Source organism: Vibrio sp. 2304 (assembly GCF_033339475.1).
In the GTDB taxonomy this organism is placed as follows: domain Bacteria; phylum Pseudomonadota; class Gammaproteobacteria; order Enterobacterales; family Vibrionaceae; genus Vibrio; species Vibrio alginolyticus.
On record NZ_JAWOUQ010000011.1, the window covers coordinates 81,194 to 98,898 of the forward strand.

The window sequence follows — 17,705 nt, forward strand, 5'->3', positions numbered from 1 at the left end:
ATAAATGAGAGGAGCCGACACTTGGTCGACTCCATGGTGAGTGATGATGTTTGTGTTTAACGGTTAATGGCGAAAGTTGGCAGGGATAGATGCCAACGAATCGCACCGAGACGTATAATGAGCGTTGAGATTACACCAGCGAGTAAAGCCGTTGAGTGGTCATAACCCATGTTTACCGCCATCGTATGGAAGATGCCGCCAATAATACATGCCGTAGCATAGACTTCACTTCTTAATACCATAGGAACTTCGCGAGCCAGCACGTCTCGTATAATGCCACCGCCACAGCCAGTAATAACCCCCATTATCACAGCGACCATCCCAGATGCATTGTAGGCGAGTGCCTTTTCTACTCCTATTCCCACAAATACAGCGAGACCGATGGCATCACAAACGGGTAATACCCACCATGAGAGTCGCTTGGGTCTTCGAATAACAAGCATGGTTAGTAGACACGTAACAAATATCACCCATAAGTAAGTCGTATCTGTTATCCAAAATACGGGAGTGGCACCAAGCGCCATGTCTCGGATTGTTCCGCCACCTATAGCAGTCACACTGCCGAGCACGATAACGCCGAATGGATCCATTTTTAAACGGCCCGCCAGTAATACGCCAGAGATAGCGAAAACAGCGGTACCGAACAAATCGATCATATAAAGCAGCATGGAGTCCATGTTACTTAGTACCTTTAAATAGTGTGAGAAAAAATGGGCGGAAATTGTACGGTATTTGCCACGAAATCGTTAGCGTTTTTGACGAACGCTTTTAAAGTGCTCACACACTTCTTTGATCGCGTTCAATGTGCGTGGTGTCGGACGGTTAATCCAATCAGAGTTTAGGGACCAGATGTGTTTGTTTTTAAGGGCAAGAAGCTCATTACTCCACTCAGCCCACATACCATCGTTACTCATTGCGTGACGAGAAGTAAAAATAACCTCTGGCTGGCGAGTAATGACTTGCTCGATGCTAACTTGAGGATAAGGCGCGCTAGATGCGGCGAAAATGTTCTCACCACCGCAAAAAGTAAAGACTTCACTTGGCCAGTTCTTTCCAGCGACAGTGATGATAGGCTTTTCACTCAACTGATAAAAGTAACTAACTTTCTCGTTCGTGTTGTACTGTTCTTTTAGTGTACTCAGCTGCGTTCTAAAATCTTCAGCGGCCTTTTTTCCTACTTGTGGAGTTTCGCTGTATTGGCTGAGTTGCTCGATATTATTGGCGATATCTTCTAATGAACCTGTAGTGGAGTAATAGATAGGAATACCGAACTGTTTAATTTTCTCCAACTCTTTAGCGGGGTTTCCGGCTGGCCAAGCAATCACTAAGTCCGGTTGAAGAGCAATAATGCGCTCTAATTTAATTCCTTGATAATTTGAGACTCTTTCTAGCTGCTTTGCCTGTTCTGGATAATCGCTCATTTCGCTGACAGCAACAAGCTGGTCTCCTAGCCCTGCTACAAAGGCAATTTCGGTGGCATGTGGAGCTAAACTTATAATGCGTTGAGCGGGTTGAGCGAAGGTCGCTGTCGAAACAAACAGCGTTAATGCGAAGCATAATTTATTCATCATAATCCTTGATAAATTATTCCTAAAAGCAAACTTTGGATTGCGATCCAAGCCAGGACGCGCCAAACGAGCAGCGTATGTATTTGTGAAAGGTGAATAGCCGATGGCGCAATGCGCCCACCGATTTTGGCGCGCTCTGCACGCACACCTTGATAGATAGCAGGGCCGCATAAAGACAGTTGTAGTTTGTGTCCGATAGTACATAACACCCAGCTAGGTCCTGGTAAGGACCAAGATTTCGCTTGCTGTTGTATTCCAGAGAGCACATTACTTGTATTCTTTCCGGCAGCTAAAAGTATGGCAAAGAGACGAAGTGGAATAATATCCAGAGTAGCAACCAGTTGAATCACAGGTTTACCAAACGGCAAATATTGGCGTCGGCTAGGGGACCACACTCGCGCTAATTCTGTTGTGAGTCGATACATTAACGCACCAATGCCACCTGTTAGTGCGTACCAAAATAGCACACCGATCACGTTGCGGCTGTATCCCATAATCAGGGTTTCTGAGCCAGCTTTACCTATGCCAACGATCGAGAGGCTACCAGTATCGCGATTAAGGTATGGTCTCAGTAATGCTCGACACTGAGCTTTGTCTTCCGAAGACATACTAGTTACGAGCTGTTTCGTTAACGTTTCGCTGTTGCGCCAGTCTAGCGCAAGGATCAATAGAACCAGTTCATATAAAGGGATTTGCCAAACAAATGGCTTTACTGCAATCAGTAATATCAAGCAAGGAAACAGCATCAAGCCTAATGCAAGACTGCCTGAGATTACACTCTGTGAGTAATTGTGATTATTGTTCACTTTGTTAGCTAGCTGCTCTGCTAGCTTTCGCCATAAAGTGATGGGGTGCGCTGAATGGGGGATTGGCACTAAAAGGTGCAAGATCAGTGCACCCCACATAATGAGGAGCGCACCGTTGGCATAAAATGACTGAAAAACTTCTTCCATGAATGAGTCGTTTACTTAATGAGTTCCAGCATTTTGAATACCATTTCGGAAGAGCTTTTTGCTGCTAGAGGCAGGAACTCATCAAAGCTCATTGGTGATTCTTTATCAGCGACATCAGAGATTGCACGCACAACAACAAACGGTGTGTTGAATTGGTGACAAGTTTGAGCGATAGCAGATGCTTCCATTTCTACAGCGATAACTGACGGGAAGTGTTTACGAATAAACTCTTGACGCTCAGCAGTACAAACAAACGCATCGCCAGTACAAATTAGGCCGCGAACCGCATGAGTGTTTTCCATTTGTGCTAGGGCTTTTTCGGCTAAGTCCATTAGCTTGTCATCCGCTTTGAATGCAGCTGGTTGACCGGCCATTTGGCCAATCTCATAACCAAAAGCGGTTACGTCTGCATCATGATGACGAACTTCTGTAGAGATAACTACATCGCCAAGGTTTAAGCTTGAATCGAAACCGCCAGCAGAGCCTGTGTTAATCACAACGTCTGGTTGGTATTCATCAAGAAGGATTGTCGTGCCCACTGCCGCTGCAACTTTACCGATGCCCGATTGTAGTACGACGACTTCAACATCGTTAATTTGACCAGAGAAAAACGTACAACCTGCTTTATTTACAGTTTTGCAGTTTGTAATTGCTTGTTTCAGGATGGTCACTTCTTGTTCCATCGCACCGATGATACCAACTTTCATAACACTCTCTTTAAGTAAATATTTTAGTTGGCCGAGAGTATAGCACTCCCCGTTGGCAGTTTTCTATTTGATGAGCTTCGCTTGAGTGAGCTTTTCTCGTAATTGATCGGCGCGCTTTCTGTTTACGCCAAAGTCAGAGTAGCCCACACGAGATTCTGAGCGCACAATCAGTTGGTCTCCTGCTATTTTTAGTTCGAGGTCATCCACGAAGCGCATGATTTTAGATGTGCACTCGATACGAAGGTAGTTGCTTTCTTTCACCGCGGTTTTCGCGCCTGGCAGTTCAAGCGCAACTTGCTCAATAGCGTCGATGTTCGCTGAATCAACTAAGATAAATGGCGTTAGGTTGTATTTTTCTCGCGTGTCTTGGGTGGAGACGCAGTTTGGTTTGTCACCACAAGGTGATTGAGAACGATCCGTCATGGTTGTGACTCCTTGGCTACAAGCGGTTAAGCCGAGCAAAGTAATGGAAAGGAGAGCGGCTTTTTTCATTATATTTACTCTTATAATTTTGTTTCTAATTATATGGATACAAAAGAAAAAGGATCCAATAACAGGACCCTTTTTGTGAGGTTAGCTGAGATTAAACTTCGAGGTAATCGAGAATGCCTTCTGCCGCTTTTCGTCCTTCATCAATTGCGGTTACGACAAGATCAGAGCCTCGTACCGCATCGCCGCCCGCGAAGATCTTTTCATTGCTGGTCTGGAATTGGAACTCTTGCTTCGCAGGGGCTTTGATACGACCCCACTGATCCAAATCGACATCAAACGGTGCTAACCAGTCCATTTTGTGCGGCTGGAAACCAAACGCCATGATAACAACGTCTGCTGGTAGAACGTGCTCGCTGCCTTCAACGGGCTCTGGGCGTCGGCGACCCGCTTCATCAGGTTCACCAAGTGCGGTTTTCACCACTTTGACCCCCGAGACTTTGCCTGACGCATCCACTTCAACTCCCAAAGGTTGAAGGTTGAACATGAACTTCACGCCTTCTTCCTTTGCGTTTTTTACCTCGCGACGAGAGCCCGGCATGTTGGCCTCATCACGACGATAAGCACAAACTACGTTGGAGGCACCTTGGCGAATTGAGGTACGAACGCAGTCCATTGCTGTATCACCACCACCCAGTACGACGACTTTCTTTCCTGCCATATCGATAAAGGGTTGGTTACTCTCAAGATCCATGACTTTGTAGGTGTTCGAAACTAAAAATGGCAGCGCGTCATACACACCCGGCGCATCTTCATTATCTAGACCTGCACGCATGTATTTATAGGTGCCAACGCCCAAGAAAACAGCATCGTATTCATCAAGTAGCTCTTGCATTTGGACATCTTTGCCTACTTCCATGTTCATGCGGAACTCGACGCCCATTTCAGTGAACACACGGCGGCGGTTTTCCATCACGCCTTTTTCAAGCTTGAAGGAAGGAATGCCGAAGGTCAGAAGGCCTCCAATTTCAGGGTAGCGGTCAAACACGACGGGCTTAACGCCATTGCGCACTAGGATATCTGCGGCAGCCAAGCCAGCTGGGCCAGCTCCAATGATTGCAACCTTTTTATCGGTCCACTCCACCTTGGACATATCTGGCTTCCAGCCCATTTCAAACGCTTTGTCGGTAATGTACTTTTCTATGTTACCGATGGTGACGGCACCAAAGTCATCATTAAGCGTGCATGAACCTTCACATAGGCGGTCTTGAGGACAAACGCGCCCACATACTTCCGGTAGGCTATTGGTTTGATGCGATAGTTCAACCGCTTCAAGAATACGACCTTCATTGGCAAGTTTTAACCATTGAGGGATGTAGTTGTGGACTGGGCATTTCCATTCACAATATGGGTTGCCACAATCTAAGCAGCGATCCGCTTGTGCAGTCGCCTGTTGTTTAGTGAACGGTTCATAGATTTCAACGAACTCGATCTTACGAACTTTGATAGGCTTTTTCGCAGGATCTACACGCTGCACATCGATAAATTGATAAACGTTCTGGCTCATGATTCAAACATCCTCCATGATTACTGTGCTTGAACACGCAGCTCTGCGGCACTGCGGCTCTGGTGACCAAGTAGCGTGCGAAGATCTGCCGCTTGTGGTTTCACCAAATAGAACTTTGGAATCCATTCATCAAAGTTCGCCAAAATATTTTCTGCATGACTCGACCCTGTTTCTTCAAGGTGTTCCGCAATTAGGCCACGCAAATGTTCTTGGTGGATGTAAAGATCGGACAATGAGATGGCTTCGACAGACTCAGTATTAACTCGACCTTCAAAGCTTTGGTTCTCATCCAGAACATAGGCAAAGCCTCCAGTCATACCCGCGCCAAAGTTCACACCTGTCGCACCAAGAATGGCAACAATACCGCCAGTCATGTACTCACAAGCGTTATCGCCAGCACCTTCAATGACGGCTATCGTACCTGAGTTTCGTACGCCGAAACGTTCACCTGCTTTACCCGCCGCAAACAGCTTGCCGCCAGTCGCGCCGTACAGGCAGGTGTTACCAATGATAGTTGCTTCATTGCATTTAAATGCGGTACCAAGGTGAGGTTTGATAACCACTTTACCACCCGCCATGCCTTTGCCCACGTAGTCGTTCGCATCGCCCGTGAGGTAAAGCTCTACACCACCTGCGTTCCAAACACCAAAGGACTGACCTGCGGTGCCGTCAAGATAGATTTTGATAGGGGAAGCCGCCAATCCTTGGTTGCCATAGCGTTTTGCTATTTCGCCAGATAAGCGTGCACCAACAGAACGATCAGTGTTGATGACATTGTAGAAGAAACTTGCCGATTGACTGCTTTCGACCGCATGCATGGCATCATCAACGATCTTTTGGTTGAGCTCAGCTTTATCAAACGGTTTGTTTGGCTCTGTCCAAAATAGCGGATGGCCCTCAGGTGATACTGGAGCTTCTAGAATATTGGATAGATCCAGCTTGGTCTGTTTCGCTGTAAATCCCTCTACTGCCTCAAGTAAATCGGTACGACCAATCAAGTCCGTCAGCTTTTCAACGCCAAGTTCGGCGAGTAATCCGCGCACTTCGTCTGCCAGGCCGATGAAGTAATTCATCACCATTTCTGGTAGACCTTTGAAGTATTCTTTACGCAGTGTCTCGTCTTGAGTCGCAACCCCAGTTGCACAGTTGTTGAGGTGACAAATTCGTAGGAACTTACAACCCATAGCGACCATTGGCGCAGTACCAAAACCGAAGCTTTCTGCACCTAAAATTGCGGCTTTAACTACGTCTAAACCAGTCTTTAGACCACCATCTACCTGTAGGCGGATCTTATGACGCAGACCATTAGCAACCAGTGCTTGTTGTGTTTCTGCCAACCCCAACTCCCAAGGGCTACCAGCGTATTTTACCGAAGTTAATGGGCTTGCTGCGGTACCACCGTCGTAACCCGAAATGGTAATAAGATCAGCGTAAGCCTTGGCTACGCCCGTTGCGATGGTGCCGACACCTGGCTCGGAGACGAGTTTTACCGAAACCAGCGCATTTGGGTTGACTTGTTTAAGGTCGAAGATCAGCTGGGCCAAATCTTCAATCGAATAGATATCGTGGTGCGGAGGAGGGGAGATCAGAGTCACGCCTTGTACCGAATAACGCAGTTTTGCGATTTCAGCGGTGACTTTGTGTCCTGGTAGCTGTCCACCTTCACCCGGTTTCGCACCTTGTGCCACCTTGATTTGCAGTACATCCGCATTAGTTAGATAATGCGGCGTTACACCAAATCGGCCAGAAGCAATCTGTTTGATACGTGAGTTACGCTCAGTACCGAAACGGCGAGGATCTTCACCGCCTTCACCCGAGTTAGAGTAACCACCAAGACGGTTCATCGCCGTTGCAAGTGCTTCATGCGCTTCTGGGCTAAGTGCGCCAATGGACATTGCCGCTGAGTCAAAGCGTTTGAACAGTTCAGTGCGTGGTTCTATTTGCTCGAGTGGCAGCGGTGAGTCTGATTTTTTCAGCGACATTAAGTCACGCAGCATGGCAACAGGGCGTTGGTTTACCTGCTTAGCAAAGCTCTGATAGTCGTTACTTTCGCCAGATTTAACGGCCTGTTGCAGCGTGCCGACGACATCCGGGTTGTAAGCATGATATTCACCTCCATGGACGTACTTTAACAAGCCGCCATGATCAATCGATTTGCGTTTCGCCCATGCTTTACGAGATAAGTTTGTAAGATCTTGCTGGAAGTCGTCAAAATTCGCGCCTTCAATTCGAGTTGTGACGCCTTTAAAACACAGATCGACCACATCTTGGCTCAAGCCAACTGCTTCAAACAGTTGTGAGCAGCGGTAAGAGGCGATGGTTGAGATCCCCATTTTCGACATGATCTTGTACAGGCCTTTGTTGATGCCGTATTGGTAGTTTTGCATCACATCACGGTAGTCTTTCTCTAGTGCTTTATCATCAATCAGTTTACCTAACGCTTCATAAGCAAGGTATGGGTAAACCGCAGTGGCACCAAAACCAAGCAAGACGGCAAATTGGTGTGGATCACGGGCTGTTGCGGTTTCGACAACAATGTTGGCATCGCAACGTAAGTTCGCGTCAATCAGACGAGTTTGAACGGCGCCGACTGCCATTGCTGCCGGAATTGGCAACTTACCTTTGACCAAGGCTCTGTCCGAAAGCACCACTAAAACCGTGCCTTCACGAACGACTTGCTCTGCTTGCTCACACAGATCATTAATGGCTTGTTTAAGATCTTTTTGTTGTGGGTCGTAGTTGATATCAAGAATGGTATTACGGTAATGATCGTCACTCAGCTCTAGTAGTTGCTGCATGTCTGAATAGAGCAGTACTGGAGAATCAAAGGTTACACGATGCGCGTGGCCATCGGTTTCACAGAAGACGTTCATCTCCTGGCCGATGCTGGTCGCCAGCGACATGACGTGTTTCTCACGCAGCGGATCGATTGGTGGGTTGGTGACCTGCGCGAACTTCTGACGGAAGTAATCAGTCACCAAGCGCTCTTTCGAAGAAAGAACCGCCATCGGGGTGTCATCACCCATCGAACCGACGGCTTCTTGCCCCATATCACCGAGGACACGCAATACTTGATCGACTTCTTCATTGCTCATGGCAAACTGCTTTTGATAAGTCTTAAGCAAGTCTTCATCAAAGCTGCGCTCACCTACTTGATCTTCAGGCAGTTGAGAGAACGGTGTTAGTTTGCGAACGTTGTTCTCCATCCATTCGCGATAAGGGTGACGAGATTTCAGGTCATTATCGATCTCGCTAGACTGCCAAAGCTTACCTTTACGAGTGTCGATGACGAGCAATTCCCCCGGACCTACACGACCTTTTTTGGCAACTTCATCTGGGGCGTAATTCCAAATCCCTACCTCAGATGCCAGAGTGATCAGCTTGTCTTTGGTAATTACATAACGCGCAGGACGTAGACCGTTTCGGTCTAGGTTACAAGCAGCATAACGACCATCGGACAGTACGATACCTGCTGGGCCATCCCATGGTTCCATGTGTTTGGAGTTGAAATCGTAAAACGCACGCAAATCCGGATCCATGTCAGGGTGGTTTTGCCATGCTGGCGGCACAAGCATACGCATGGCACGGAAGATATCCATGCCGCCAGCTAAGAAGAGATCTAGCATATTATCTAGGCTAGACGAGTCTGAGCCTGTCTCGTTCACAAACGGTGCTGCAGTTTGTAGGTCAGGCAGCAGTGGTGACGAGAACTTATAAGCACGAGCGCGTGCCCATTGTCGGTTACCTTCAATGGTATTGATCTCACCATTATGAGCAAGGTAGCGGAACGGTTGAGCTAATGGCCAACGCGGTTGAGTGTTGGTAGAGAAACGCTGGTGGAACAGACAGATAGCAGATTCCATACGTAGATCGGCAAGATCAAGATAAAAGCGCGGTAAGTCCGCAGGCATGCATAGGCCTTTGTACACCAAAACTTGAGTCGACAAGCTACAGATGTAGAAATCCGGATCTTCGGTGATTTGTTTCTCGATGCGACGGCGTGCGATGTAGAGACGACGTTCAATGTCGCGTTCGCGCCAACCTGCCGGTGCAGAGACAAAGACTTGCTGAATATTTGGAAGCGAGTTGGCCGCAATTGGACCGAGTACTTCTGAATTAGTTGGTACTTCACGCCAACCAGCCACAGTTAGCGTCTCTTGCGCCAGTTCTTTGTTGACGATGTCTTTAGCGAGTTGAGCTTTGACTGGATCTTGGTTGAAGAAAATCATCCCTACGGCGTATTGCTTGCCAAGGTTGAAACCATTTTCTTCGGCAATAAGACGTAAATAGGAATCGGGCTTTTGTAATAGAAGACCACAACCATCACCAGTTTTACCATCGGCGGCGATACCACCACGGTGAGTCATGCGGTCAAGTGCAGAAATTGCTGTACGTACCAGCTTGTGGCTTTGTTCGCCTTCCATATGCGCGATCAAGCCAAATCCACAGTTGTCTTTCTCAAGACTTGGATCATAAAGAGCCATTGCAATTCTCCCTTTGCTTATCCGTCATCCCGACAGATATATCAACACTGCTTACGTTGATATCGATGACTAACTATGCGTCATCTTTATAGCTTTATGTATAATTATTCAGTAAAAGTTGTGAAATATTTAACATTTTTTGAGTGTTTTATTTTCATCAACTTCACAAGCTATAGCTTATTGTAAAAAAGGTCAAGTTATTAGTGGATCATCACGTGAATATACGATTTACCATTTAATAAGCTAAAATAGTTTAATAATTTCAAATAGATAGAAAATTGATTGTTACAAAAAAGTAACATTTGATTCTGTGGGAGATAAAAAAGACCAGCATAAAATGCTGGTCAAAATAGAAAGATTGGAAGGAATTGTTTTCTTTCTTCACCGATAGCCATCGATATTGCTGATGGCTATTAGGCAATTGAAAGAGAGAAGCATGACTGCTTCGTTAAGCAGAAAGCATCAGTGAATCTGCTTTTGCTTCTAGGTTTGTGCTACCCATTAGATAATCATCGATAGCACGGGCACATTCGCGGCCTTCATTGATACAACGAACCACCAAAGATTGGCCTGTTCGCATATCACCAGCAGCAAATACGCCTTCTTGGTTAGTAGCAAAATCTTGAGTTGCTACGTTACCGCGATCGTCTAGTGCGATATCCAGTTGAGCAAGTACGCCTGTTGGTTCAGGGTGTAGGAAGCCCATCGCTAGAAATGCCATATCACATGGAATCACACGCTCGCTGCCTTCTACTTCTTTGAAGCTTGGGCGCTCGCCTGGTTTTGCATCTTGCCAAACGATATCAGCAAGACGAAGGCCTGTGACTTCACCTTTGTCATTTCCGATGAACTCTTTGGTCAGGATGTTCCAGTGACGATCGACACCTTCTTCATGAGAGGTCGAAGTACGTAGGATCATTGGGTATTGAGGCCAAGGCATATTGGCTGGGCGCTTCTCTGGTGGAATCGGCATGATTTCAACCTGAGTGATGCTTGCTGCACCGTGGCGGTTTGATGTACCTACACAGTCAGAACCCGTATCACCACCACCGATAACGACAACGTGTTTACCCGCGGCGTGAAGTTCTTCACCCTTAAGATCCATGTCGTTGGCACGGCGGTTATTTTGACCTAGGAATTCCATCGCGAAGTGAACGCCTTTTAGTTCACGACCCGGAACGGGCAAATCACGTGGAACCGTTGAGCCACCGGTTAGTAGAACCACATCGAACTCTTGACGCAATTGTTGAGCATTTACATCAACACCGACGTGTTGGTTTACTTTAAACTCAATGCCAGCTTCTGCCATTAGATTGATCTTGCGATCAATGACTTCCATGCTCAGTTTAAAGTCTGGGATACCAAAACGTAGCAGACCGCCCACTTTCTCGTCTCGCTCGAATACCGTCACAGTATGACCAGCGCTGTTTAGCTGCTCTGCTGCCGCAAGGCCAGCAGGACCTGAACCAATGATCGCAACGGTTTTGCCAGTGCGAGAGCGTGGTGTTTTTGGTTTGGCGTACCCTTCACGATACGCCGTTTCTACGATGGTTTTCTCGATATTACAGATAGTGATTGGATCTTGGTTGATGCCAAGTACACAAGCACTTTCACACGGAGCAGGGCAAACACGACCAGTGAACTCTGGGAAGTTATTGGTTGAGCTTAGAATGTTCCAAGCTTCTTCCCAGCTATCACGATAAACCGCATCGTTAAACTCTGGGATGATGTTACCGATAGGGCAGCCGTTATGACAAAACGGCACACCACAATCCATACAACGAGAAGCCTGAGTATTGATCTTGTCACCAAACTCCTCGTTCAGAACGAACTCTTTGTTGTTCTTGATGCGTTCAGCTGGGTCGATCTTCTGTGGTAGTTCACGACCATGCTCTAAAAATCCAGTAGGCTTACCCATTATACGGCCTCCACTTGAGTTTCGTTTCCTTGAGACTGTGCTTCAGCTTTACGCTTTTGAAGAACCGCTTTGTAGTCACGCGGCATTACCTTAACCATAGAGGCTAGGCTTGCTTCAAAGTTGTCTAGGAAAGACTGAGCGACTTCACTTCCTGTGAATTGAACATGCTTAGTTAGCATGTCGAGTAATAGATCTCTGTCTTCTTGCTCGATTGGATCTAGGTCTACTAACTCTGGGTTCAGTTTTGACTCAAAGTCACCTGATTTATCCCATACGTAAGCCACGCCACCACTCATACCTGCGGCAAAGTTACGACCTGTTGACCCAAGGATGATGGCTGCACCGCCAGTCATGTATTCACAACCGTGGTCACCGACGCCTTCTACTACTACTTTCGCGCCTGAGTTACGAACACAGAAACGTTCACCAGCCATACCACGAATGAAAGACTCACCCGAAGTTGCACCGTAGAAGCACACGTTACCAACCACGATGTTGTCTTCCGCGACAATGCTTGATTTCGCATCTGGATAAAGTACTAAAGTACCGCCGGATAAGCCTTTACCCCAGTAGTCGTTCGCGTCGCCTTCTACTTCGAACTTCACGCCCTTAGCTAGGAATGCGCCGAATGACTGACCCGCAGAACCTTTGAACTTCACGTTCATTGGCTGAGGTAGACCGGCATCTTTGTACACTTTCGAGATTTCGTTCGACAGCATGGTACCTGCAGAGCGGTCCGTATTGACGATAGGGAACTCGGCATTCACCGCTTCGCCTTTCTCGAGTGCAGGAATCGCTGCTTGAATCAGCTTACGGTCTAGCACTTCTTCTAGGTTGTGGTTCTGTTGAGCTTGGTTGAATACACCATCAGCTTCACGTGGTTGCTCAACGTGGAGAACAGGAGACAGATCTAGGTTCTTGTATTTCCAGTGAGAAATGTCTTGGCGAATCTTCAGCTTCTGACCTTGACCGACCATCTCATCGATAGTGCGGAAGCCAAGTTCAGCCATGATTTCACGTAGACCTTGTGCCATGTATTGGAAGAAGGTTACGACGTCTTCTACGCGACCATCAAAGCGCTCGCGAAGTGTTTTGTTTTGAGTCGCGATACCAACAGGACAGGTGTTCTTATGACACTTACGCATCATGATACAACCTTCAACCACCAATGCTGCGGTTGCCACGCCCCATTCTTCTGCACCGAGTAGTGTTGCCACTGCAAGGTCGCGAGGTGTCTTCATCTGACCATCCGCTTGAACCACGATACGGTTACGTAGACCGTTCTTTAGTAGCGTTTGGTGCGTTTCTGCCAAGCCAAGTTCCCAAGGAAGACCGGTATGACGGATTGAAGACATTGGTGATGCACCTGTACCACCGTCGAAACCAGCGATAAGTACAACGTCCGCTTTCGCTTTCGCTACACCAGAAGCGATCGTACCTACGCCAGCTTCCGATACCAGCTTCACGTTTACACGGCCCGCGCGGTTCGCGTTCTTCAAGTCATAGATAAGCTGAGCCAAATCCTCGATTGAGTAGATATCGTGGTGTGGCGGTGGCGAGATAAGACCGACGCCCGGAGTTGAGTGACGTGTAGCACCGATCCAGTCATCTACTTTATCGCCTGGTAGCTGACCACCTTCACCTGGCTTCGCGCCTTGAGCCATCTTGATTTGTAGCTCTTCAGCGTTAGTTAGGTAGTAAGAGGTTACGCCGAAACGACCTGAAGCCACCTGTTTGATTGCAGAGCGTTCCCAATCGCCGTTCTCTTTGCGCTCGAAACGCATTGGGTCTTCACCACCTTCACCAGAGTTCGATTTCGCGCCAAGACGGTTCATCGCAACAGCCAGTGTGGAGTGTGCTTCGTAAGAAATAGAACCGAATGACATTGCACCTGTCGCGAAGCGTTTCACGATGCTTTCAATTGGCTCGACGTCGTCGATAGAGATAGAACCAGCGGGGTTCTTAATGAACTCAAGTTGGCTACGCAGGGTTACCGCGTTGTCACCTTGCTTATCTACAGCAGTCGCGTATTGCTTGAACTGATCGTAGTTCTTGTTGCGCGTAGACTCTTGCAGTAGAGAAATGGTTTCTGGGTTGAATAGGTGCTTCTCACCACGCTGTTTCCATTGGTAAACACCACCAACATCCAGCATTTGAATTGGGATTTCGCGTTGTGGGTAACCGATGCGGTGACGGATAAGTACTTCTTTGGCGATATCATCAAGGGTTAGACCTTGGATACGAGAAACCGTCCCTGTGAAGTATTTGTCGACCACGGATTTGTGGATACCCAATGCTTCGAAGATTTGCGCACCATGGTACGACTGTAGCGTAGAGATGCCCATCTTCGAGAAGATCTTCAGAAGACCGCCATTGATCGCTTTACGGTAGTTGTTGAACAGATCGCGAGGGTTCGCTTCTGGATCCAACTTCTTCGTACGTTGAAGTTCAATGATGGTTTCAATCACTAGGTAAGGGTTAACCGCATTCGCACCGTAACCAAGTAGCGTTGCAAAGTGGTGCGTTTCACGCGCGTCACCAGTTTCAACCACGATGTCACACTTCGCACGTAGACCTTTACGGATCAAGTGGTGGTGTACTGCGCCAACTGCCAGCATTGCTGGGATCGCCGCGTGGTTTGAATTCACTGCGCGGTCAGTGAGTAGGATGATTGAATAACCATCGATAACCGCGTCTTCTGCGTATTGGCAGATACGTTTTAATGCACGCTCAAGTTTGCCTTGATCTTCACTAGCTTGGAATACGATATCCAACGTTTTCGCTTGTAGGTGCTCGTTATCGATCGCACGCAATTTTTCAAGCTCAGAGTTGGCTAGAACAGGCGATTCCAATTCTACTTTCTGACAGTGAAGTGGTGTTTCAGTCAGAAGGTTTTGGTCTTTACCCAAGTAAGTGTTCAGCGACATAACCATGCGCTCACGGATCGGGTCGATCGGCGGGTTGGTTACCTGTGCAAACAGCTGCTTGAAGTAGTTTGAAAGGTGCTGAGACTGATGAGATAGAACCGCAAGAGGCCAGTCGGCACCCATTGCTGATAATGGTTCTTTCGCGTCATTCGCCATTGGAACGATGATTTCGTTCACTTCTTCAGTGCTTACGCCAAACGCTTGTTGGCGGTGTAGAAGGTGTTCTGGCTTAGGTTGGCTGAACTGGTTGCTCGCATCTGGCAGCTTCTTCAAGCTCAGTAGGTTTTCTTCTACCCACTTCTCGTAAGGCTGTGCCGTTGCGATGGTGTCTTTCACTTCTTCATCAGAGATGATTCGACCTTGTTCTAGGTCTGCAACGAAGATACGACCTGGCTGTAGGCGACCACGGAACTCAACGTTTTCTGGTTCTATATCCACAACACCAGATTCAGATGCCATCACTAGGAAGTTATCTTTGGTCACTGTGTAGCGAGAAGGGCGCAAACCGTTACGGTCTAGTGTCGCACCAACTTGAACACCATCAGTAAAACATACGGAAGCCGGGCCATCCCATGGTTCCATGATGTTCGCATGGTACTGATAGAACGCGCGACGTTTAGGATCCATGTTTTTGTTTTCTTGCCATGCTTCAGGAATCATCATCATCAATGCGTGTGGCAGGCTGCGACCAGACAGAACTAGGAGCTCAAGTGCCATGTCAAAGTTAGATGAATCCGAGCTGCCTTCCTGACAGATTGGAAGAAGCATGTCGATTTCAGCCTGAGTGAACAGGTCTGATTCTAGGATTGCTTCACGGGCTTTCATCCAGTTCAAGTTACCGCGAACTGTATTGATTTCGCCGTTGTGGGCAATGTAACGGAAAGGCTGTGCAAGACGCCATTTCGGGAAGGTGTTGGTAGAGAAACGAGAGTGTACCAGTGCCAGTGCAGTCACCATGGTCGGGTTTTGCAGATCGAGGAAGTACTGAGGTACTTGCTCAGTCGTTAACTGACCTTTGTACACTAATGTCTTGTAAGACATGGAGTTAATGTAGAAGTCGTCACCAATGTTCGAAACGCTTTCTAGGCAAACGCGTACGGTGTAATTACGAAGTACGTACAGTTTGCGTTCTAGCTCTTCAGGCGTGATGCCAGGGCCGCCGGAGATAAACACGTGCTCAAATTGAGGCTCTGTGCTTAGAGGGTCGGCACCAATCATGGAGTTGTCGGTTGGTAATACGCGGTAGCCGATAACTTCAAGGTCTAGACGTTGTGCGTTACGTTCTAGAATGTCACGGCATTGCTCGCGTTTGTATTCGTCTTTCGGGAAAAGAACGACACCAACACCATACTTTTCAAACGAAGGCAGTTTAATGCCTAGCTTAACGGCTTCTTCTAATAGGAATTCATGAGGTTTTTGTAGCAAGATACCCGCACCGTCACCGCTGCATGGGTCACAACCTTGACCACCACGGTGTTCCATGCGAGCCAGCATATCCAATGCTTGAGTCACTACTTCATGAGATTTACGGTTTTTAAGGTGAGCAACAAAACCGATACCACAAGCGTCATGCTCCAGTTCCGGAGTGTACAGACCCTGTGGATTTTGCTCTCTATCTACCATAGATACATCCTTCCAGTTCAATGTCGACGCAAAAGTACCGGGCAGCAAATACTACCTAGACTATTGATTACGTCTTGTCCTTTATATTTATTATCGCCACCGATCTAGGTTGACCGGTCTTGATTCCTTTCCGTATCTCGCAGGAAAAGTTTTGCGAGAAAAACAATCCTTGGTGGTATCCCTTTATTTATTATCACTATCTAGTGATTTATATAGGTAGGAGTGGGATAACACCGACAAATCCCGCAGTGTGCTTTGTAATAAAAGTCACAAAAATAACGGGGTTGTGTAAGTATCCTACAATTTTGTCACTTCAGAATGCAATGAAAAAGTCGGCGTTGTGACCCAATTTTTTCGTTTAATTATGCATTTTTAGTTTAACATTTACGCAACATGAACGATTTTTGTCTTTAATTATGCAAGTTTATTGATTTTGACCTGCATGATGGGTGTTTGAATTGATTAATATTGTGTGTTTTTTCTTGCAGGGATGTAATTTATTTACACAGATCGTAGTGAGATTGATTACGATTTACTGTTGGTGAGAATTTATGCAGTTACATGAGTTGGTCAATACAATCGGCCAAGATCTTCAGCGTCGATACGGTGAAAAGGTTCATAAGTTAACATTGCACGGTGGATTTAGTTGCCCTAACCGCGATGGCACGATTGGGCGGGGAGGATGTACATTTTGCAATGTGGCTTCGTTTGCAGATGAAGAAGTCCAGATAAAAAGCATTCACGAACAGTTAAAAGATCGCGCAGGTGAAATTCACAGAGCGAAGAAGTATCTCGCTTATTTTCAGGCCTACACCAGTACCTATGCAGAAGTACAAGTTCTCAAAAACATGTATGAGGAAGCACTAAAGGCTGCAGACATGGTTGGTCTTTGTGTGGGGACGCGTCCTGATTGCGTCCCTGATGCGGTATTGGATTTACTGTCGGGCTATGTACAGCAAGGTTATGAAATTTGGCTAGAACTAGGTCTTCAAACCGCCAACAATGACACCCTAAAACGTATCAATCGTGGTCATGACTTTGAGTGTTATGCCGAAATCACTAAGCGTGCGCGAACACTTGGAATCAAGGTTTGTACTCACTTAATTGTGGGTTTACCCAAAGAAACCCGCGCCGAAAATATTGAAACGCTGCAAAAAGTGTTGGCCGTGGGAACGGATGGCATCAAGTTACATGGCTTGCATATTGTCGAAGGTAGCACCATGGCGAAAGCTTGGCGTGCTGGAAAGCTAGAAGCCCCTGAATTAGAAGAATATGTTGCGATCGCCAGTGAAATGATTCGTATGACACCACCAGATGTGATTTATCATCGCGTTTCATCAGCAGCTAGGAGGCCCACGTTATTATCGCCTCTGTGGTGTGAAAACCGTTGGCTAGCGATGACGGAAATTGGTCGAGATCTCAGTGCTCATGGTGCTCAAGGGAGTCTTACGGGGAATACCTTTATCTATACTAAACCGGAATTAATAGCAGATCGCTCAATAAATAACTGATATATTTTAACCAGTGTT

The 17,705-nt window shown here is 47.0% G+C and carries 10 protein-coding genes; 1 reads left to right on the top strand and 9 read right to left on the bottom strand.

Going from position 1 to position 17,705, the window contains the following annotated elements:
• Positions 1–56 precede the first annotated feature (56 nt).
• The 9 genes from R7P64_RS18910 to gltB (R7P64_RS18950) all read right to left on the bottom strand — a co-directional run bounded on the left by R7P64_RS18910 (position 57) and on the right by gltB (R7P64_RS18950) (position 16,176).
• On the bottom strand, positions 57–677 hold the full coding sequence (locus R7P64_RS18910; RefSeq protein ID WP_005387377.1) for a TRIC cation channel family protein: 621 nt from the start codon (positions 675–677) through the stop codon (positions 57–59).
• A gap of 69 nt (positions 678–746) precedes the next feature.
• Positions 747–1,568 carry a vitamin B12 ABC transporter substrate-binding protein BtuF gene (gene btuF, locus R7P64_RS18915; RefSeq protein WP_213972917.1) on the bottom strand — a complete coding sequence of 274 codons (822 nt, stop codon included), beginning with the start codon at positions 1,566–1,568 and terminating at the stop codon, positions 747–749.
• A complete protein-coding gene (locus R7P64_RS18920) occupies positions 1,568–2,521 on the bottom strand; it encodes a cobalamin biosynthesis family protein (RefSeq protein WP_138938957.1) in 954 nt (317 codons plus the stop codon). The genes btuF and R7P64_RS18920 overlap by 1 nt, the downstream gene beginning before the upstream one ends.
• A gap of 11 nt (positions 2,522–2,532) precedes the next feature.
• The gene (gene mtnN, locus R7P64_RS18925; RefSeq protein WP_005381837.1) at positions 2,533–3,228 is read right to left on the bottom strand and encodes a 5'-methylthioadenosine/S-adenosylhomocysteine nucleosidase; all 696 of its coding nucleotides are present in this window, start codon (positions 3,226–3,228) and stop codon (positions 2,533–2,535) included.
• Positions 3,229–3,291: 63 nt separating this feature from the next.
• Complete coding sequence (locus R7P64_RS18930) at positions 3,292–3,720, bottom strand: DUF1499 domain-containing protein (RefSeq protein ID WP_025768418.1); 429 nt, start codon at positions 3,718–3,720, stop codon at positions 3,292–3,294.
• Between the two features lie 91 nt (positions 3,721–3,811).
• Entirely contained in the window at positions 3,812–5,224 is a 1,413-nt protein-coding gene (locus R7P64_RS18935; protein ID WP_005381833.1) for an FAD-dependent oxidoreductase, read from the bottom strand.
• A gap of 20 nt (positions 5,225–5,244) precedes the next feature.
• The gene (gltB, locus tag R7P64_RS18940) at positions 5,245–9,708 is read right to left on the bottom strand and encodes a glutamate synthase large subunit (protein ID WP_318123823.1); all 4,464 of its coding nucleotides are present in this window, start codon (positions 9,706–9,708) and stop codon (positions 5,245–5,247) included.
• Positions 9,709–10,156: 448 nt separating this feature from the next.
• Positions 10,157–11,626 carry a glutamate synthase subunit beta gene (locus tag R7P64_RS18945; RefSeq protein WP_318118473.1) on the bottom strand — a complete coding sequence of 490 codons (1,470 nt, stop codon included), beginning with the start codon at positions 11,624–11,626 and terminating at the stop codon, positions 10,157–10,159.
• Positions 11,626–16,176: a glutamate synthase large subunit gene (gene gltB / locus R7P64_RS18950; protein WP_064353629.1), complete on the bottom strand. Its 4,551-nt coding sequence runs from the start codon at positions 16,174–16,176 to the stop codon at positions 11,626–11,628. The genes R7P64_RS18945 and gltB (R7P64_RS18950) overlap by 1 nt, the downstream gene beginning before the upstream one ends.
• Positions 16,177–16,727: 551 nt before the next feature.
• Between gltB (R7P64_RS18950) and R7P64_RS18955 the strand changes: the two genes are divergently transcribed.
• Entirely contained in the window at positions 16,728–17,687 is a 960-nt protein-coding gene (locus R7P64_RS18955; RefSeq protein WP_017633631.1) for a TIGR01212 family radical SAM protein, read from the top strand.
• Positions 17,688–17,705 lie beyond the last annotated feature (18 nt).